Raw genomic sequence first — 19,450 nt, 5'->3', positions numbered from 1 at the left:
GGAGAGGTTGCATTTTCCGGCGTCTGCCGCTCAGATTGGGGCACTCCGGCGCTCCCGCACGATAAGTATGGAAACACAGGCAAGATGAACAATTTAGGCCGCAACTTGGCGCTTTGGGTCAGCATCATTGTGATGCTGCTGTTGCTTGTAGATGTTTTCCAGCCGGGGAACACGCAGCACGCAGCACAGCAGCTGGCTTATTCTGACTTCATTACCGACGTTGATACCGGGCGTGTCCGGTCCGTGGTGATGCAGAACCAGAATGTCTCCGGCACGCTGACGGATGGCACGGCTTTTGAAACTTTTGCGCCGCAGGACCCCTCCCTTGTCTCCCGTCTGACGGGCAAGGGCGTTGAGGTTGTGGCCAAACCGCTCGATCAGGAAGGCAGCCCGCTGCTGCGCTATTTCCTGAACGCGCTGCCGATCATCCTGATGGTAGGCATCTGGCTGTTCATGATGCGCCAGATGCAGGGCGGCGGAGGCCGTGGCGCCATGGGCTTTGGCAAGTCCCGCGCCAAGATGCTGACGGAAAAGCAGGGCCGTGTGACCTTTGAAGACGTTGCGGGTATTGATGAAGCCAAGGGTGAGCTTCAGGAAATTGTCGACTTCCTGAAAGACCCGCAGAAATTCACCCGTCTGGGCGGTAAGATCCCCAAAGGCGTGCTGCTGGTTGGCCCTCCGGGCACCGGTAAAACCCTGCTGGCGCGTGCCATTGCGGGTGAGGCCAATGTGCCGTTCTTCACCATTTCCGGGTCTGACTTTGTGGAAATGTTTGTTGGTGTCGGTGCGTCTCGCGTGCGTGACATGTTCGAGCAGGGCAAGAAGGCCGCGCCGTGCATCATCTTCATTGACGAAATCGACGCCGTTGGTCGCCATCGTGGTGCAGGCCTTGGCGGCGGGAATGATGAGCGTGAGCAGACCCTGAACCAGATGCTGGTCGAGATGGACGGGTTTGAAAGTAATGAGGGCGTGATCCTGATTGCTGCCACCAACCGTCCTGACGTGCTGGACCCGGCTCTGCTGCGGCCCGGTCGTTTTGACCGTCAGGTTGTGGTGCCGAACCCGGATGTGGCTGGCCGTGAAAAAATCCTGCGTGTCCATATGCGCAAGGTGCCGCTGGCGTCTGACGTTGACCCGCGCATTATTGCCCGTGGCACACCGGGCTTCTCGGGCGCTGACCTTGCCAACCTAGTGAATGAGGCCGCTCTGGCCGCTGCCCGTCTGGGCAAGCGTACCGTGTCCATGCGTGATTTTGAAGACGCCAAGGATAAGGTGCTGATGGGGGCTGAGCGTCGCTCTCTCGTCATGAGTGACGACGAGAAGAAGCGCACGGCGTATCATGAGGCCGGACACGCCATTACAGCGGTGCTGGTGCCGGAAAGTGAGCCGATCCATAAGGCCACCATCATTCCGCGTGGTCGTGCGCTGGGGATGGTCATGCGTCTGCCGGAAGGTGACCGCCTGTCCATGAGCAAGAAGAACTGCATTGCGCATCTTGTTGTCGCCATGGGCGGTCGCGTTGCTGAGGAAGTCATCTACGGGAAAGACAATATCTGCAATGGCGCCATGGGTGACATTCAGATGGCAACCCGTGTGGCTCGTAGCATGGTGACTGAATGGGGCATGAGCGACCGGGTCGGCATGATTGCCTACGCCAATGATGATCAGGGCGGTGGCGGCATGTTCTTTGGTGGCGCTGCCAAGAACTTCTCCGAGCACACGGCGAAGGAAATCGATTCCGAGATCAAGCGTCTGATTGATGAGGCGTATGATCAGGCCCGCAACTACATGCATGACCATGTGGATGAACTGCATCGTCTGGCCGAAGCGCTGCTGGAATATGAAACCCTGAGCGGGGAAGATATTCGCCAGATCATGCGGGGCCAGCCGATCGAACGGGTGGAAACGGATGACACCACGCCGGTCAATCGTCGTTCTTCCGTGCCGCAGGTCTCCGGTCCGGAAATTGTTGAGCCGAATGACAAGCCGGATGGCGGCGGTGAGGGGGGCGGGGTGAACCCGGTGCCTCAGCCCGGCTAACGGGTCACGTCAGAGAAACAAAAGAGTTCAGAAGGGGCGGCAGTAATGCCGCCTCTTTTGCGTTTGATGGAGGAAAGCTGAGGATGGATTTTCGGCGTCTGGCAGAGCCTGCGGGCCTGCTCTACGGCACAGCGGCACAAGACGCTGTAAAACGTGGCTTTGCTCTTCCTCTGGCGGGTGGCCCGGCGGCGTTTAGCTGTGTGGATCTGATAGAAGACCAAACCCATAGCGGCTTTATGCCCGTGGGGAATGTTCCCGCAGGCTGGCAGGACGTGCTGGGCCGTCTTGTTGCTAAACCTCCCGCGGCTGGCATGCCGGAGGGGCCGCAGGTTATGGGGATCCTGAATATCACGCCGGATAGCTTCAGTGACGGTGGCTTGCATCAGGAGGCCCGGCGTGCGGTGCAGGCGGGAAAGGAACTGGTCTCGGCCGGGGCCAGCGTGCTGGATATTGGGGGTGAAAGCACGCGGCCCGGCGCGGCAGTTGTTACCCCCGAGCAGGAATGGGAGCGCATCGGGCGGGTGGTGCAGGGGTTAAAGCAACAGGTGCCGGGCGCAGTGTTATCCATTGATACGCGCAATAGCGCCGTGATGGCGCAGGCGCTGGCAGCTGGCGCAGATGTGATCAATGATGTCTCGGCCCTCACGCATGATCCTGAAGCCCTGCCATTGCTGGCGGGAAAACACTGCGGCGTAGTGCTGATGCACATGCGCGGTACACCCGCCACCATGACGCAGCATGCGATGTATGAGGATGTGGCCTGTGATGTGGTGCGGGAACTGGGCGCACGGCTGACTGCGGCCATAGAAGGTGGCATTGCGCCGGAGCGACTGAGCGTAGACCCAGGTTTAGGCTTTGCAAAAAATACAGCGCAGGGTGTCGCTTTACTGAGTCGCCTGCCGCTGCTGGCCAATCTGGGGTGCCGGGTGGTTTTGGGGGTGTCTCGTAAACGGATGATTGGTGAACTGACGGGCGAGCCGAACGCCGCAGGGCGGGATGCGGGCAGTCAGGCGGCTTCGCTGGAAGGGCTGGCGCTGGGCCAGACTGTGCTGCGTGTGCATGCGGCGGAGGGCATGGTTCAGGCGCTTCGCGTCTGGCAGAGTGTCCACACAGCCTGAAAAAAGACGTTTGTTTTGGAGCCTTACGGTTCCTTCTCGTCAAAAAGCGTTTTAGGGAAGAAGAAACACAAATGCGTCCGCACGGCCTGAGTGACATCATAAGGCCACCTGTCTGGGCGCAGACGCCACAAAAAGAGATTGGACGAGGCAGATGAGACGTCTTTTTGGGACAGATGGCATTCGCGGGACCGCAAACATCGCGCCTATGACAGTCGATATTGCTCAGAAACTGGGGCAGGCAGCTGGCCTGCATTTTACCCGTGGGGAACACCGGCACAGCGTTCTGCTGGGCAAGGATACCCGGCTTTCCGGCTATATGATTGAGAGCGCACTGGTCGCAGGTTTTCTGTCCGCCGGAATGGATGTCACGCTGGTTGGCCCGTTGCCTACCCCCGCGATTGCCATGCTGACCCGTTCTCTGCGTGCTGATCTGGGCGTCATGATTTCTGCCTCGCACAATCCATTTGGCGATAATGGCATCAAACTGTTTGGCCCGGACGGGTTCAAACTGTCTGACCAGAACGAAATCGACATCGAAAATCTGATGATGGCCGATCTCACAGGTCGTCTTGCGACGCCGCGTGAAATTGGCCGGGCGTCCCGCCTGAACGATGCTGCCGGCCGGTATGTGGAAAGCGCCAAGGCCTCCTTCCCGCGCAAACTGCGGCTGGATGGCATGAAAATTGTGATCGACTGTGCCAACGGCTCAGCCTATCGGGTGGCTCCTACGGCTCTGTGGGAACTGGGTGCTGAGGTGATCCGCATTGGCTGCACGCCCGATGGCGTCAACATCAATGAGAAATGTGGCTCTACACATCCGGAGGCGTTGTGTCAGGCTGTTGTGCAGCACGGCGCTCATCTGGGCATTGCGCTGGATGGCGACGCAGACCGCGTGCTGATTGCGGATGAAACGGGGCGCCTGATTGATGGAGACCAGATTCTGGCTCTCATCGCACAGTCCTGGGCGCGGGAAGGGCGGCTGGTCGGTCAGTCTGTGGTCGCGACAGTGATGTCCAACATGGGGCTGGAACGCTTTCTGAACACGCTCGATGTCGGCCTGGAACGCACCGCTGTGGGAGACCGCTATGTGGTGGAACGGATGCGGGAACTCGGGAGCAATGTGGGTGGCGAGCAGTCAGGCCATATGGTGCTGACAGATTTTGCTACGACGGGGGATGGTCTGATCGCGGCTCTGCAGATTCTGGCAGTGCTGGTTGAAGATGGTCGCCCGGCCAGTGAAGTGTGTCGCCTCTTCAAGCCTTTCCCACAAAAGCTGAAAAACGTGCGCTTTAGCGGTACATGCCCGCTGGATGCGGATGTGGTGCAGGCTCGGCAGAAAGATGTGGAGAAGATGCTTGATGGGCGTGGTCGCCTTGTGCTGCGCAAAAGTGGTACGGAGCCGCTGGTGCGTGTGATGGCGGAAGCTGAAGATGCGGCTCTGGTGGACGATGTTGTCAATCAGATGTGCGCGGCACTTGAGGCCGTAAACGTCCCGGCGTAACGCGACCGCCCTTGGAGCGTATGATGCAAGCTGAACAGAAAAACCCAGCGCGCATTCTGGCAATTGCCGGGAGTGATTCTGGTGGCGGTGCGGGCATTCAGGCCGATATCAAGACGATAACGGCGCTGGGTGGCTATGCGATGACGGCCCTGACAGCTCTGACGGCCCAAAATACTGAAGGGGTGCAGGCTATTCTGCCGGTGCCCCCGGAATTTTTGCGGCAGCAGATTCGTAGTGTTCTGGATGATCTGGGCGCTGATGCCATCAAGACCGGTATGCTGGGAGGCGCTCCGGAAATTGAGTGTGTGTGCGAGGAAATTTCTCGCTACCGTCGCAAGGTTGCCGATCTGCCGGTTGTTGTCGATCCGGTGATGGTTGCAAAAGGGGGAGCCAGTCTTCTGGCGGAGGAGGCTTTGTCGTGCCTGAAAACGCAGCTTTTTCCGCTGGCAACGGTTCTGACACCTAATTTGCCGGAAGCTGAAAAGCTGACGGGCATGCGTCTTTCGTCAGTAGAAGACATGCGGCGTGCTGCTCAGAGTTTACGGGAAATGAGTGGGGCTGCCGTGCTCGTTAAAGGCGGCCACCTATCAGGCGATACGTTGATTGATGTTTTGCTTGATGACGGTGGATTCACAGAATTTAGCGATACACGCATTATCACGCGGCATACGCATGGAACAGGCTGCACGCTGGCCAGTGCACTGGCCACCGGGCTGGCGCAAAAACTCCCGCTGCGCCGGGCGGTTGAGCTGGCCCGTCTTTATGTGCGGCAAGCGATCCTGACAGCGCCGGGCTTCGGAACGGGGGCGGGGCCTCTTTGGCATGCGCACAGATGGTATAAAACAATCTGATATCTCAGAATGTTTTTAAAATTTTAGTCCCCTGCTGCCTGAAACTGTTGCTCTGGGATGGGAGCACGCATAGGGATTTCCGGTCCACTGGGAAGAGAAAACATTTTAGTTTTGGGGTCGTTGAGAATATAGCCTTTGCCCCAGACTGTAGAAATCAGATGATCTGATGCGCCGGCAGCCTGAAGTTTTTTGCGAAGTTTGCAGATAAAAACATCAATAATTTTGATATCTGGTTCATCGCGACCACCATAGAGGTGGTTCAGGAACGTTTCCTTGCTCTGGGCCATGCCTTTGCGCAGCACCAGAAGTTCAAGGATGGAAAATTCTTTGCATGTCAGATGTACGGGCTGATCGTGCACCATCACAGTATGGCTGTTTAGATCCAGCTTAAGCTCAGCGACCTGAATGACGGGATGTGCAAATCCGCTGGAGCGACGGAGAATGGCCTGAATCCGGGCGACGAGTTCTGCCGGATCAAACGGTTTGGTCAGGTAATCATCTGCGCCCATAGAAAAGGCCCGGATTTTTGCTTCAGGCTGATCAAGTGACGAAAGGATAATGACGGGTGTCGAGATTTTCAATAATCGCAGAGAATTAACGACAGTATAGCCATCCATGTCGGGCAGATGGAGGTCAATTACCGCAATGCCGTAATCATAGTTTCGCAGCATCTCAATCGTGTTCCTGCCAGAACGCGCCAAGTCTACAGAAAGACCAGCTTTCTTGAGTGTTGGTAAGAGCAGACGGGCTGATGTGGCTTTGTCTTCAGCAAACAGGATACGCATTGGGTTCCCCCCGCATAGAGCGCGATGCACCTTAAGGTTGTATTAATTATCAATGAATCTACTTTTAAGTGTTTTTTTGGCAAAGATAAACAGAAATTTATCTTATTTTGACTGGTTAGAGGGAAGGTATGCAACTGGAGCATGTTTTGGCCACGGCCCTATAAAAACAATCATAGGTTGAAATTGGTGGCGATGAATTTTTATTTTCTTACTGGGAAAGGGTAAATTTTTTATGAACATAAAACAAAAAATGACTAAAATCATGAAAATAACATAATCATTTCTCATTTATTAACTAAATATTACAAACAAAAATAAGTAAACAAATAGTTTATTTCAAAATGCGTATTACAAATAGATTTTTATTAAATATGAGAGCGGGAAAGTATTCTGCAGGAATATAATCCGCATCGAGAATGCATTTTATTATATTGATTTTGAGAATACAAAAAAGCTTAGAAATAAATAATTATAGTAAATATAAACGTGTTTCCTGCTTTGTGGGTCATACGCCGGGTCACGTTTCCCGGTTATCAGCCTTTTCCCATCTGCCGTAATATGTGAGGAGAAGAAGAGCAGGTCGTGCAGGGGGCGGGATGACAGACACACAGATAGTTCTGAAAAATGAGCAGGCAACAGAGCAGCTGGCCCGTATGCTGGCCGCTTCGACGCAAGCCGGTGATGCGCTTTTGCTCACAGGCCCGCTAGGAGCCGGGAAAAGCGTTTTTGCCCGCGCCTTCCTGCGCTGTTTTTGTAAGGATGACACTCTGGAAGTGCCAAGCCCTACTTATACATTGGTGCAAACCTATCAGGCTCCTGCCTGTGCCGTCTCACATTTTGATCTCTGGCGCCTGGGTGGCCCGGATGAACTGGAAGAGCTGGGCTGGGATGATGCGCGGGACGGCGTCGTTCTGGTGGAGTGGCCGGAGCGCCTAGAAGATCTGACGCCGCCCGAGGCTCTGCATATTGGGTTTACGGTCAGGGCAGATGGTGTGCGCACGGTGCATCTGCACGGCTGGGGTGACAGGCTGAAGGGTGCTGCACTTTCTGCCAGCTTTCCGGCCTGAAGGGTTTGACCATGAGTCTTGCGACAATCCCGGCGCATCTGCCGTTTCTCGATCAGCTTGCTGCGCGCTGGCTTCAGGCAGCCGGACATGATCCGGAGGCTGTGGGAGAGGGGACAATTATTCTACCCGGTCGTCGTGCGGCGCGTGGTCTGACAGAAGCGTTCCTGCGGCAGATGGACGGCCGCGCCATGTTGTTGCCGCGTATTCTGCCCATCAGTGCGTTGGATGAAGCGGAACTGGGTCTGTCTTCAGATCTGGGCGGCACAGCCGGGTTTGATCTGCCTCCCGCCGTTGCTGGTATGACCCGCCTTGCCGTGCTTACGCGGCTGGTGTTGCAGGCGGAAGGGGCGTTTGGCACTCGGCCCACGCTGGATCAGGCATGGCCTCTGGCCAAAGCTTTGGCTGACCTGATGGATGAGGCTGAATGGGCCGATGTCGATCTGCCCACACGTCTGCCTGAGGCGGTGCAGGAAAACTTTGCGGAACATTGGCAGGTTATCCTGAAGTTTCTGGAAATTGTGACACGCGCCTGGCCGGAATGGCTGGCGAGTCAGCAGGTGATGAACCCGGTCGCACGTCAGGTCACGCTGCTCCGTGCACAGGCGCGGCTGTGGGAGGAACAGGCGGCGCGGGGGGATAAAACACCCGTGTGGGCTGCCGGGTTTACCAATGTCATGCCTGCTACAGCGGAAGCCTTACGGGCGGTGATGGCCTGTCCGGGTGGCCGCGTGATTCTGCCGGGTCTGGATCTGGAGATGCCGGAAGAGACGTTCGTGCAGTTGCCGGATAGTCATCCGCAGGCCGGTTTAAGCTATCTTCTGGCTTCACTGGATGCTGTACGGGCAGATGTTGAACTCTGGAATGCAGAGGGAGGATTTCCGGAGCGGGCTCAGGTGCTCTCCCGGGCGTTGCTGCCAGCTTCAGCTTTGGAAGACTGGGCAAAATCTGGCCCTACCAATCTGGCGCAGGTTTCCCGGCTGGACGCAGCAGACCAGCAGGAAGAAGCTGTGGCTATTGCGATGATTTTGCGCAATGTGGTCGAAACACCCGGTAAGCGGGTCGCATTGGTCACGCCGGATCGTGCCCTTGCTGCTCGTGTGGCGACGGAACTGGCCCGTTGGGGCGTTCTGGCGGATGATAGTGCCGGTGCGTCCTTGATTGAAACACCCGGTGCGGTGCTGCTTCGGCTTGTGGCGCAGATGATCGAAAACCGGTTTTCTCCGGTATCTGTCTTATCTGTTCTGAAACATCCTTTAGTGGCATGCGGCCTTTCCATAGGTGTCTGCCGTGCTTCAGCGCGCCTGCTGGAACGGACGGTTTTGCGCGGTCCGGCTCCCCCGCCCGGATTTGCGGCGTTGCGGAAGGCGGTGACAGCCGTTCTTAAAGACCATGAAAAAGATGAGCGGGCCTCAGCGCGCGCAGAAGGTGGGGCAGAGGCAGACCGTCCTTACGGACCGGAACCTCTGGAAACCTTTATGGACCGTCTGGCTTTTTGTCTGGAACCGATTTTGCCGTGGGATGGCTGGGTTGCCAGTGCAGGAGAGGGGGCGCTGCCGGGTGATCCGGGACCGGAAGCATATGAAGCGTATGCAGATCCGGAAGAAGTAGCGACCGAGCCTCAGGCAGGTCCAGCGGGCGAGACGCCTGATTTTAGTCACCGGGAACCCGTGCCGGATTTGCTCGCATCCTTGATTCAGGCTGTTGAGCGACTTGTTAAAACAGAAGATGAAGACGCGGCAAAACGGTTGTGGAGCGGGGAGGAGGGGAATCTTCTGGCCGGTCGTCTGACCGAACTGATGATGGCGTCTGATGTTCTGCCACCTCAGCCGCCTGCTGTGCTGGATGGCTTGCTGAGCGCCGTGCTGGCGGAAGACCGTGTGGCCGTGCGGCGTGGAGTGGAACATGCTGCCCTGCATCCGCGAGTGTTGATCTGGGGTTTGTTTGAAGCCCGATTGCAGACGGCGGATGTGGTTGTTCTGGGTGGGCTTGCAGAAAATATCTGGCCTCCTGCAGCAGATGCCGGACCGTGGATGAGCCGCCCCATGCGTCAGCGCGTCGGCCTGCCTTCGCCAGAACAGGGCGTAGGGCAGGCGGCGCATGATTTTTTTGCCAGTGCCGCTGCGGCGGGGGAGGTTGTGCTGTCCTGCCCGCGCCGGCGTGATGGTGCGCCAGTGGTGCCGGCCCGCTGGATTTCACGTCTGGATGCGTTTTTATCCGGACGTGGCCTGACAGTACCGCCGCATCCTGCGCTGGAGTGGTTGCAGGTGCTGGACCGGCCGGATGGCCCGGCGCAACCTGTTGCTCCGCCTCGCCCCACACCACCCGTTACTTTGCGTCCGCGCCGGTTGAGTGTGACGGAAATCGAGACATGGATGCGTGATCCTTACGCCATTTACGCACGCCATGTTTTGAAGCTTCAGCCTTTACCAGAACTGGAAGAAGCAGCTGACGCCTCGGATTATGGGATGATTGTGCATGATGCGCTGGAAGACTGGTTCCGGACACATGGCACAACATGGCCCCCGCAGGCGGAAGCCGGATTGCAGGAGGCTTTCCGGAAAGGCTTGCTTAAACGCACTCTGCGTCCGGCGTTACAGGCCTGGTGGGAGCCCCGGCTGATGCGCATTGCCTCATGGGTGGCCCATGCGGAATCGGCTTTGCGCGAAGAGGCGGGAACACCCGCTGCTATTCGCACGGAATCTCGCGGACAAGTGGATATTCTGGATGCGCCCCATGGCGCGTTCCGGCTGGTCGGGCGTGCAGACCGAATTGATTATGATGCTGAAGGCCGCGTGATTGTGCGTGACTACAAAACCGGCACGCTGCCGTCCGTGCGGGATGTGCGCTCCGGCTGGAGTCCACAATTACCCTTGGAAGCAGCAATGATTTTGCGAGGTGGCTTTTCCGGCCTGCCCGGTACGGAGGATATTGCCGGTCTGGTGTACTGGCGGCTGACCGGGGGAGCTGACCCCGGTGAGGAAGTGGCGATCAAGCCGGAAGGGGAGGCCTCTCTCACTGCCTTGGCAGAGCAAACATGGCAGAGCCTGCGGGACCGCATCTGCGCGTATGACAACCCGGCACAGCCTTATCTGTCGCACCCGCATCCCGGTCGGGAACCGCGTTTTGCGGATTACGCGCGTCTGGCTCGTGTGCCGGAATGGAACACCGCGCGGGTGGAGGATGAGGCATGAGTGGCAGCCAAACGATGTTAAAAAATCCTGCATTTTCAGAAGCAATTGATCAGGCTAACCGTCAGCAGGCTCTGGCGTCTGACCCAACGGCGTCTGTTTTTGTCTCGGCGTCCGCAGGGAGTGGTAAAACCAAACTGCTGATTGACCGTCTGCTGCGGCTGATGCTGCCGCGCGCCAGTCCCGCAGGGGGAGAGGTTTTGCCGGGTAGCCCGCCAGCCCGGATTTTGTGCCTGACCTTTACCAAGGCTGCTGCGGCAGAAATGGCGATCCGGCTCCAGACGCGCCTTGGCCGCTGGGTGACCTTGCCGGATGATGCACTGAACAAGGAATTGCAGGGCTTGTCCGTGCCCTGCACTGAAGAAACACGCCGGCGGGCTCGGGCATTATTTGCAGAGGTTCTCGATTTGCCGGGCGGGATGCGCATTGGCACCATTCACGCTTTCTGTCAGTCGTTGTTACGGCGCTTCCCGCTGGAAGCGGCCATGAACCCGCATTTCACTGTCATGGAAGAAACCGATGCTACACTGGCCTTGCAGGGCTGTGTGGAAACGGTGCTGGGGAATAGCCCGACAGCGAGCATTGCACCCTTGGCTGGACAAATCAGCCTCGGGGATTTCGTTAATCTGGTCGGTGCACTCCGCCATGATTCACGAGCAGAAGCTATTCGGGAGCGGGTGCTGAAACTACCAGCTCTGCTGCCAACCATTCTTTGCCGCGTGTTAGGCTTGCCGCAGGGAGCGTTGAGGGGGAGTGATGCGGCGCAAATTCAAGCGGCCTGCACGAATTTTCCGGGTGAGGACCGCTTGCGGGCGTATATTCCCACACTAGTGGATAAAGGGACGGAGACCGTTAAGGCGACGGCATATCGTCTTCTGGACTGGCTGGCTTTGCCTTCAGTTGAGCGGGCTGCGCAGTGGGATGTATGGCGGAATGCCCTGCTCACAAAGGATGGAAAGCCTCGCAAACGGGGTTTGATTACCACCAAACTTGCGAATGATTACGCAGATCTGGCGACGGCTCTTGAGCGGGAAGCTGCGCGGATTCTTGAAGTGGAAGAAGCTTTGCGGGCCAGACGGCTGGCACGGCTCGGTCTGGCGTTGCTGAAAACAGCGGCTCCGGTTGCGGCTTTGTATGACATCCGTAAGAGTCAGCGCGGTCTTGTAGAGTATGATGATCTTATACGTCGTACACTTGGGCTTTTGCAACAACCGGGTGCAGCGTGGGTGTTGTATAAGCTGGATGGCGGGATTGACCATCTGCTGCTGGATGAGGTGCAGGATACCTCACGCGAACAATGGCGCATTGCTGGCGATCTGACGGCAGAATTTTTTGCGGGTGAAGGCACACATACGCGGGAGCAGGGGCCACGCACCGTCTTTGCTGTGGGCGATTATAAACAGTCTATCTACGGTTTTCAGGGCGCTGACCCGGAATCTTTTCGTCTGTGGCGGCGGGAATTCAAAAACCGCGCGGCTTTTGCGTCCCTGCCCTGGCAGGAGCCGGATCTGACAGTGTCTTTCCGCTCCACTGCTCCGGTTCTTGCTTTGGTGGATGCGGTATTTTCCGTGCCGGATGCTGCGCGTGGCGTGGCGGAAGAAGATGGCCGTGCTATGCGCCACCTCACAGCCCGACCGGGCGAAGGGGGGCGCGTGGAACTGTGGCCGCTGGCTGAGGCGCAGATGGATGAGGAAGATGCCCTCAGTCCGTGGGAACCGCCCACCGCCAATACCACCCGCCAGAACCCGCAGCAGAAACTGGCTGATACACTGGCGCGTTTTATTGCGCGGCAATTGAACAGCCCCCCGGAAGAGGGCGTGGCACCGCTGACGCCGGGTGATGTACTGGTGCTGGTGCCGCGTCGGTCCTCGTTTGTCACTGCGCTGATTCGGGCTTTGAAAACGGAGAATGTGCCGGTTGCGACTCTGGTGCGCACAGGGCTGGCTGATCAGCTTGCCGTGCAGGATCTGATGGCACTCTGCGGTGCGCTGCTGCTGCCGCAGGATGATCTGACACTGGCCTGTGTGCTGACGTCTCCTCTGGGTGGCCTCTCAGATGACAGCCTGATGGTGCTGGCAACCGGGCGCGGCAAGGCGGAGCCGCTCTGGTCCGCCTTGCGGGAGCATCACGCGGAACGGCCAGACTGGACGCAGGCCTGGCAGATGCTGGATGGCCTGTTCCGGCGTGTGGATTATCTGACCCCGCATGAACTGCTCTCCGAGGCGCTGGGGCGCTCTGGAGGGCGGGCGCGTTTGCTGGCCCGTCTGGGGCCGGAGGCTGCCGAATCGATTGATGAATTGCTTTCGGCGGCTCTGCGCTATCAGGATATGCATCCGCCTTCCTTGCAGGGCTTTCTGCACTGGCTGCGTAATTCGGAAGAAACTGTGAAGCGCGAGGCCGAAGCCGGGGGCGATGCTGTGCGTGTCATGACCGCGCATGGGGCGAAGGGGTTGCAGGCGCGGCTGGTCATTCTGCCCGATACGGTGGGCACACCCCGGTTTGAGGATCGTCTGTTCTGGGTAAAGGACGGTCCAACCGGGCTGGACGTGCCGCTTTATGTGCCACGGAGTGCACTGGCCGTGAGCGTGACGCAAAAGTTGCGGGCGGCCATGCAGGCCAGCGCGATCGAGGAATATAACCGCCTGCTCTATGTGGCGCTTACGCGTGCCGCAGAACGTCTGGTGGTCTGTGGCTGGAAGCCGGGGCGCGTGGTGCCGCCGGAAAGCTGGTATGAGCGGTGCCGCAAGGGGTTTGAAGTCGTCGGCGCTGTGCCGCAGGAGTGGGATGCCGGCGGCTGGACGGGCGAAATGCTGGTGCTGGAGGAAAAGCCTCAGCCGCATGGTCCGAAAGAAGGCGTGAAAGACCAGTCAGGCAGTCAGTTGCCGGTTGCGGCCTCCCCGTCAGCTCTGCCCGCATGGCTGGGGCATGCCCCCACGTGGCAGGGCATGCCGCCAGTGCCCGATGCCCCACTAGCCCGGCCTCTGGCGCCCAGCCGCCCGGACGATGCCATGCTGGGGCCATTGCCCCCGGTCCGCTCTCCGCTGGATGTGGCCACGGTCACGCCCGCTGCGGCGCGTGAGGCGGCCTTCCGGCGCGGCACACTGGTGCATGCGCTTTTGCAGTATTTGCCCGCTTACCCACCAGAGCAGCAGGCCCAGATGGCGCATGTCTGGCTGGGTCGGCCTGCCAGCGGACTGAAACCGGAAGAGGCCGCAACGCTGGCCGAACAGGTGCTGGGTGTGCTGGCGCTGCCGGATCTGGCCCCCTTGTTCTCCCCGCAGGCGCGGGCTGAACAGCGTCTGGCCGGTGTGGCAGGTGGCCAGGTGATTGTGGGGCAGGTGGACCGCATGATTCTGCTGCCGGACAAGGTGCTGGTGTGTGACTTCAAAACCGGGCGGCACACGCCGCGCACGGTGGCGGCCACGCCAGTGTTGTATCTGCGCCAGATGGCGGCCTACCGGGCTTTGTTGCAGGGGCTGTATCCCGATAAACCAGTCCGGTGCGTGCTGGTCTGGACGGAAGGGCCGCGCGCGGATGTGCTGCCCGATGCCTTGCTGGATCTGCATGCGCCGGGGGGCGGCTCATACAGCGCATCTTGACCGGATGCGCTGGCCCCTTAAGTGTAGAGAGACACAGAAGGGAATGGGGAACCGTTTGCACGCAGCTGGGTTTGGCCCTGCACGACGCACCTGCGTGATCCGTCCCTTAAACCAAGGAAGAGACAATCCATGAGTGAACATACACGTGCTGTTACAGATTCCAGCTTTGATGCCGATGTGCTCAAGGCTTCTGGTCTGGTGCTGGTTGATTTCTGGGCAGAATGGTGCGGTCCGTGCAAGATGATCGGCCCGGCGCTGGAAGAACTCGGCAAGGACTTTGCGGGCAAGCTGACGGTGGCCAAGATCAACATTGATGATAACCCCGTCTCCCCCAACACTTATGGTGTGCGCAGCATCCCGACCCTGATGCTGGTGCGCGATGGTCAGGTGCTGGACACCAAGGTGGGCGCTCTGCCCAAAAGCCAGCTGAAAGCCTGGGTTGAGGGCGCTCTGTAAGGCGCGTCTTACAGCCTGACGTGCCGTCCCGCCCGGCCATAATGCTTGGCAGGACGGCGCAAGCAGCGTAAGGCACGCTGCAACAGGGCTATGTTCCCTTTTTTTGATTTATCGCAGTTGCAGGGTTCAAAATGAGCTGGATCACCGAATACGTCCGTCCCAAAATTCGCGGCCTGCTGCGTCGTGACGTGCCGGATAATCTGTGGACCAACTGCGAGTCCTGCAGTCAGATGGTTCTGACCAAGGAACTGCACCGCAACCTGAATGTGTGCCCCCATTGCGGGCACCACATGAAAGCGCCGGTGGCTGACCGTCTGGCCTGGACGTTTGATAATGGGGAATGCACCCAGATCGAACTGCCGCCAGCCCCGGTGGACCCGCTCGGTTTCCGTGACCAGAAAAAATATACCGACCGCCTGAAAGACGCCCGTGCCAAGAGCCAGCTGGATGAATCCCTGATTGTTGCACACGGCACCATCGGCGGTCACCCGAGCGTTGTGGGTGTCATGGCGTTTGAATTCATGGCGGGTACCATGGGCGCGGCCTTCGGTGAGCGTTTTGTGGCCGCCGCGCGGCTGGCCGTGCTGCAGAAATCTCCGCTGGTTATTTTCACGGCGTCTGGTGGCGCGCGTATGCAGGAAGGTGCGATCAGCCTGATGCAGATGCCGCGCACCACCATTGGCGTGCAGATGCTCAAAGAAGCGGGCCTGCCTTATATTGTGGTGCTGACCAACCCGACCACGGGTGGGGTGACGGCCTCCTTTGCCATGCTGGGCGATGTGCAGATTGCCGAACCCAACGCTCTGATCGGCTTTGCCGGTCCGCGCGTGATTGAAGATACCGTGCGTGAAAAGCTGCCGGAAGGCTTCCAGCGGTCGGAATACCTGCTGGACCATGGTATGCTGGACATGGTGGTGAAGCGCAAAGACATGCGGGAAACACTGGCCCGGATCATTGGCTTGCTGATGCGCACGCCTGTTACGCCGGACGGTGATAAGATTGCCCCCACTCCTGCCGCTACGGTTGTGCCGGATGCCGCCCCTGCGGCACCCGCTGCCTGAGCGATTGGCGCGTGACATCCTCTTCTGGCGGCTCTGCCCCGACAACTGAGTTTTCTGGCCGCACCGGCGAAGTGCTGGAGCGCCTGAACAGCCTTTACCCGGCGTTGATTGATCTCTCGTTGGGGCGGCTGGAAACCCTGCTCGGTAAACTGGGCCATCCGGAAGACAAATTGCCGCCCGTTATCCATGTGGCGGGCACCAATGGCAAAGGCAGCACCTGCGCCACGCTGCGCGCCATTGGCGAGGCGGCTGGCTGGCGCGTGCATGTCATGACGTCCCCGCATCTGGTGGATGTGACGGAGCGGTTCCGCATTGCCGGAAAGCTGGTGAGTGAAACCGAACTGGTCGCCACACTGGAAGAAATCGAACAGGTGAACGCGGGCGCGCCCATCACCGTGTTTGAGGTGCTGACGGCAGCGGGCTTCCTGCTGTTCTCGCGCCACCCGGCGGAACTGGCCATTATCGAGGTTGGTCTGGGTGGCCGGTGTGACGCCACCAATGTGCTGAAGCACCCGGCGGCCTGCATCGTTACCTCTGTTTCCATGGATCATGAAGCGTTTCTGGGGAGCACGCTGGAAGCGATTGCCGCGGAAAAAGCCGGTATTTTCAAGCCCGGTGTTCCTGCCGTAACCGGCGCGCAGCCAGACGCTGTGTGGCATGTGCTGGAAGCGGAGGCCCGCAAAGTGGGTGCACCGCTCGCCAGCCGAGGTGACGCCTGGCAGATCGCGCCAGCCGCATCTGTGGGTGTTTCCGCGCCAGAGGGCAGCCTTATCTTTACCGATTCCCAGGGGACGCTCATGCTCCCTGCGCCGGCTCTTACCGGCCCATGGCAGATGGAAAATGCCGGTCTGGCGGTGGAGGCTCTGCGCGTTGCTGGCCTGAGCGTGCCTGCTGCTGGCTGGCAGGGAGTAGGCAAGGTCTCGTGGCCTGCACGCATGCAGCGCTTGCACGGAAAACTGGCGCAAAGCCTGCCCGCAGGGTGGGAGCTGTGGCTGGATGGCGGACACAACCCCGGCGCGGGTCATGCTCTGGCGCAGGAACTGCAAAAGTGGGGCGATGAACCCCTGCACCTGCTGGTCGGCATGAAACAGACCAAGGATGCCACGGGCTTTCTGAACCCGGTTCTGCCTTACGCCACCACACTGTGGGCTATCAGTGAACCCACGCAGCATCTGGCCCTGCCGGTTGAAGCAATTGTCGAGGCTTCAGCAGGCAAAGCGCAGGTTGGCCCGACACTGGTAAAGGCGTTGGAAGGCCTCAAGGCACAATCAGACGGCAAACCCGCCCGTGTGCTGATTTGCGGCAGCCTGTATCTGGCCGGTGTGGCGCTCACGCAGGATGGCTGGAAACCGGGCGCGTAAAAGCGCGCCTCAGGCTCATTGAGAGGCAGCAAAAGAGCTTTTTTGAAAATTGGAAAGAATGGTGCCCCCATTCAGATTTGAACTGAAGACCTACCGCTTACAAGGCGGTTGCTCTACCACTGAGCTATAAGGGCACAGCACGTGACGTGCAGGGGCGGATTAAAACTGTAAAACGCGCGGCGCGTCAAGATCCGCTTTTCGATCTTACCGTAGTTTTTTGGTTGTGTGGATATTGCATCGAACCACACGCTGGCGCATCTAGTCGCTTATGTCGCACTCTGCCTCAGCATCTTTGCCAGCACTCTCTCTGCACGATAGTCAGCGCCGCGCGACCGTGCCGTTCACGCCGCTCGATCCGGAGCATGTGAAAGTCTATTATTGTGGACCTACGGTCTATGATCTGGCCCATATCGGCAATCTGCGCGCCATGCTGACAGCCGATGTGCTGGTGCGGTTCCTGCGCCATGCCTATCCGCGTGTAACCTTTGTGCGCAACATCACGGATGTGGATGATAAGATCACCGCCCGTGCCCGCGCCAATGGGGAAGATATTGGCTCCCTGACGCAGCGCACCACGGAAGAATTCCATCAGGATCTGGCCGCCATGAACGTGCTGCCGCCGGACATTGAACCGCGCGCCACGCATAATATTGGTGAAATGCAGGCGCTGATTGCCCGCCTGATTGAAAACGGCCACGCCTATGAGGCGGATGGCCATGTGCTGTTCTCGGTCGCGTCTTTCCCGTCTTACGGCGCATTGTCTGGCCGGGACCCGGAAGAACTGGTGGCCGGTGCCCGCGTAGAAGTGGCGGGCTACAAGAAAAATCCGGGTGACTTTGTGCTTTGGAAACCCTCCGATGCAGATCAGCCGGGATGGGAAAGCCCGTGGGGCCGCGGGCGTCCGGGCTGGCATATTGAATGCTCGGCCATGTCGCACCGCTATCTGGGGGAAAGCTTTGACATTCATGGTGGCGGGTCAGACCTGCTGTTCCCCCACCATGAGAATGAGCGCGCCCAGAGCCTGTGCTGCTTCCCGCAGGGCAAGTTCGCCAATTACTGGGTGCATAACGCCATGCTTCTCGTTGAAGGCGAGAAGATGTCGAAGTCCCTCGGCAACTTCCTGACGATTCGGGATGTGCTGAAACAGGCTCCGGCGGAGGCCCTGCGTCTGCTGCTTCTGGGGGCGCATTACCGCTCCACACTGAACTATACGCAGGCCGGTTTGCAGGAATCCCGCAAGGTGCTGGACCGGTTCTATCGCGCTCTGGCCGCAGGCCCTGTGCCGGAGGTTGCTCCGTCAGAAGCGGTCATGAAGGCTCTGGCGGAAGATCTGAACACGCCGATGGCGATTGCTGAACTGCATGCTCTCGCCGGTCAGGCACTGGCAGGCGACAGACAGGCTGCCGGGGCTCTGAAAGCTGGTGCTGGCATGCTTGGGCTTTTGCAGGAAGACCCGGAAAAGTGGTTCAAGGGCGACAGTTCGGATGAAGATGCACAAATCGACGCCCTGATTGCCGAACGTGCAGCCGCCAAGAAGGCTCGGGATTTTGCAAAGGCTGATGCCTTGCGTGACCAGCTACAGGGGCAGGGCATTGTGCTTGAAGATACGAAAGACGGCACCATCTGGAGGCGCGCATGACCGGGCGTGACGGCGGGGCACCGCTGGAGCCTGTTGGCAATACGCCGGTTGTCATTCTGGTGCGTCCGCAGCTTGCGGAAAATATTGGCACCACCGCGCGAGCCATGGCCAATGGCGGGCTGTTTCACCTGCGGCTGGTCAGCCCGCGGGATGGCTGGCCGCAGGACCGCGCCTGGCGAACCGCCTCTGGCGCGGACCGGATTCTGGAAGCCGCTACGGTGCATGAGAGCGTGGATGACGCCATTGCCGATCTGCACCACGTTTTCGCCACCTGTCCGCGTCCGCGCCACATCGTCAAAACGGTGATGACGGCACGGGGTGGGGCAGCGGAATTACGAGCGGCCACCAATCGGGGCCTGAAAGTGGGTCTGCTGTTTGGGCCGGAACGTGCTGGCCTTGATAATGAAGATATGGCGCGGGCGGATGCGCTCATTCGCTACCCGCTGAACCCGGCCTTCATGTCGCTCAATCTGGCGCAGGCCGTCATGATCATGGCGTATGAATGGTGGATGGCGGAAGATCAGACCGCGCCGCGCGAACTTATGACCAACGAGACCCATGTGGCCACTAAAGGCGAGCTGGAAAACTTCATGGGGCATCTGATCCGCGAACTGGACGACTGCGGCTTCCTGCATAACGAGCAGAAGCGCCCCGGTATGGTTCGCAATCTTCGGCACTTTTTCACGCGTGGGGAAGTTACTGAGCAGGAGCTGCGCACGCTGCATGGCGTGGTGCGGGAACTGGCGCATCCGCGCAGAAAATAATCTGAACGACCGAACTGCAC

13 protein-coding genes and 1 tRNA gene are annotated in these 19,450 nt (G+C 59.0%); 12 read left to right on the top strand and 2 right to left on the bottom strand.

The window, feature by feature from the left end:
* The first annotated feature begins 84 nt into the window (after positions 1–84).
* The 4 genes from ftsH (at position 85) to thiD (ending at position 5,510) form a co-directional block, all read left to right on the top strand.
* Positions 85–2,040: an ATP-dependent zinc metalloprotease FtsH gene (ftsH, locus tag ACHQGU_RS14410; RefSeq protein ID WP_043550433.1), complete on the top strand. Its 1,956-nt coding sequence runs from the start codon at positions 85–87 to the stop codon at positions 2,038–2,040.
* Positions 2,041–2,123: 83 nt separating this feature from the next.
* Positions 2,124–3,158, top strand: a complete 1,035-nt coding sequence (gene folP, locus ACHQGU_RS14405) for a dihydropteroate synthase (RefSeq protein ID WP_395495459.1) — start codon at positions 2,124–2,126, stop codon at positions 3,156–3,158.
* Between the two features lie 151 nt (positions 3,159–3,309).
* Positions 3,310–4,659, top strand: coding sequence for a phosphoglucosamine mutase (gene glmM / locus ACHQGU_RS14400; RefSeq protein WP_395495458.1), 1,350 nt, complete (start codon positions 3,310–3,312; stop codon positions 4,657–4,659).
* A gap of 20 nt (positions 4,660–4,679) precedes the next feature.
* The gene (gene thiD, locus ACHQGU_RS14395) at positions 4,680–5,510 is read left to right on the top strand and encodes a bifunctional hydroxymethylpyrimidine kinase/phosphomethylpyrimidine kinase (protein WP_395495457.1); all 831 of its coding nucleotides are present in this window, start codon (positions 4,680–4,682) and stop codon (positions 5,508–5,510) included.
* Between the two features lie 23 nt (positions 5,511–5,533).
* Here the strand turns inward: thiD and ACHQGU_RS14390 are convergent, their stop codons facing one another.
* Positions 5,534–6,295, bottom strand: a complete 762-nt coding sequence (locus ACHQGU_RS14390; protein WP_062248623.1) for a response regulator transcription factor — start codon at positions 6,293–6,295, stop codon at positions 5,534–5,536.
* Positions 6,296–6,891: 596 nt separating this feature from the next.
* On the opposite strand from ACHQGU_RS14390, the gene tsaE reads away from it, so the two are divergent.
* The 6 genes from tsaE to ACHQGU_RS14360 all read left to right on the top strand — a co-directional run bounded on the left by tsaE (position 6,892) and on the right by ACHQGU_RS14360 (position 17,027).
* Positions 6,892–7,362, top strand: a complete 471-nt coding sequence (gene tsaE, locus ACHQGU_RS14385) for a tRNA (adenosine(37)-N6)-threonylcarbamoyltransferase complex ATPase subunit type 1 TsaE (protein WP_395495456.1) — start codon at positions 6,892–6,894, stop codon at positions 7,360–7,362.
* 11 nt (positions 7,363–7,373) lie between these two features.
* Positions 7,374–10,553, top strand: coding sequence for a double-strand break repair protein AddB (gene addB, locus ACHQGU_RS14380; RefSeq protein WP_395495455.1), 3,180 nt, complete (start codon positions 7,374–7,376; stop codon positions 10,551–10,553).
* Entirely contained in the window at positions 10,550–14,149 is a 3,600-nt protein-coding gene (gene addA, locus ACHQGU_RS14375; protein WP_395495454.1) for a double-strand break repair helicase AddA, read from the top strand. The genes addB and addA overlap by 4 nt, the downstream gene beginning before the upstream one ends.
* Positions 14,150–14,278: 129 nt before the next feature.
* Positions 14,279–14,605 carry a thioredoxin TrxA gene (gene trxA, locus ACHQGU_RS14370; protein WP_043549901.1) on the top strand — a complete coding sequence of 109 codons (327 nt, stop codon included), beginning with the start codon at positions 14,279–14,281 and terminating at the stop codon, positions 14,603–14,605.
* Positions 14,606–14,736: 131 nt separating this feature from the next.
* Positions 14,737–15,666, top strand: a complete 930-nt coding sequence (accD, locus tag ACHQGU_RS14365) for an acetyl-CoA carboxylase, carboxyltransferase subunit beta (protein WP_062272299.1) — start codon at positions 14,737–14,739, stop codon at positions 15,664–15,666.
* Positions 15,667–15,677: 11 nt separating this feature from the next.
* Positions 15,678–17,027, top strand: coding sequence for a bifunctional folylpolyglutamate synthase/dihydrofolate synthase (locus ACHQGU_RS14360; RefSeq protein ID WP_395495453.1), 1,350 nt, complete (start codon positions 15,678–15,680; stop codon positions 17,025–17,027).
* Positions 17,028–17,086: 59 nt separating this feature from the next.
* Here the strand turns inward: ACHQGU_RS14360 and ACHQGU_RS14355 are convergent.
* Positions 17,087–17,161: transfer RNA gene (locus tag ACHQGU_RS14355), tRNA-Thr, on the bottom strand.
* Between the two features lie 134 nt (positions 17,162–17,295).
* Here ACHQGU_RS14355 and cysS point away from each other — a divergent pair.
* Positions 17,296–18,666, top strand: coding sequence for a cysteine--tRNA ligase (gene cysS, locus ACHQGU_RS14350; protein WP_395495452.1), 1,371 nt, complete (start codon positions 17,296–17,298; stop codon positions 18,664–18,666).
* Complete coding sequence (locus ACHQGU_RS14345) at positions 18,663–19,430, top strand: RNA methyltransferase (RefSeq protein WP_395495451.1); 768 nt, start codon at positions 18,663–18,665, stop codon at positions 19,428–19,430. Before cysS ends, ACHQGU_RS14345 begins: the two co-directional genes overlap by 4 nt.
* Positions 19,431–19,450: the final 20 nt, after the last annotated feature.

Origin of the sequence: Acetobacter sp. KSO5, from assembly GCF_044094635.1 — a bacterium.
Lineage (GTDB): Bacteria > Pseudomonadota > Alphaproteobacteria > Acetobacterales > Acetobacteraceae > Acetobacter > Acetobacter cerevisiae.
This window is presented reverse-complemented; position numbering and strand designations above follow the sequence as displayed.

Bases quoted from the DNA above. Each gene is read 5' to 3' on its own strand.
- ftsH (WP_043550433.1), top strand. From the start codon at position 85: ATGAACAATTTAGGCCGCAACTTGGCGCTTTGGGTCAGCATCATTGTG.
- folP (WP_395495459.1), top strand. From the start codon at position 2,124: ATGGATTTTCGGCGTCTGGCAGAGCCTGCGGGCCTGCTCTACGGCACA.
- glmM (WP_395495458.1), top strand. From the start codon at position 3,310: ATGAGACGTCTTTTTGGGACAGATGGCATTCGCGGGACCGCAAACATC.
- thiD (WP_395495457.1), top strand. From the start codon at position 4,680: ATGATGCAAGCTGAACAGAAAAACCCAGCGCGCATTCTGGCAATTGCC.
- ACHQGU_RS14390 (WP_062248623.1), bottom strand. From the start codon at position 6,295: ATGCGTATCCTGTTTGCTGAAGACAAAGCCACATCAGCCCGTCTGCTC.
- tsaE (WP_395495456.1), top strand. From the start codon at position 6,892: ATGACAGACACACAGATAGTTCTGAAAAATGAGCAGGCAACAGAGCAG.
- addB (WP_395495455.1), top strand. From the start codon at position 7,374: ATGAGTCTTGCGACAATCCCGGCGCATCTGCCGTTTCTCGATCAGCTT.
- addA (WP_395495454.1), top strand. From the start codon at position 10,550: ATGAGTGGCAGCCAAACGATGTTAAAAAATCCTGCATTTTCAGAAGCA.
- trxA (WP_043549901.1), top strand. From the start codon at position 14,279: ATGAGTGAACATACACGTGCTGTTACAGATTCCAGCTTTGATGCCGAT.
- accD (WP_062272299.1), top strand. From the start codon at position 14,737: ATGAGCTGGATCACCGAATACGTCCGTCCCAAAATTCGCGGCCTGCTG.
- cysS (WP_395495452.1), top strand. From the start codon at position 17,296: ATGTCGCACTCTGCCTCAGCATCTTTGCCAGCACTCTCTCTGCACGAT.
- ACHQGU_RS14345 (WP_395495451.1), top strand. From the start codon at position 18,663: ATGACCGGGCGTGACGGCGGGGCACCGCTGGAGCCTGTTGGCAATACG.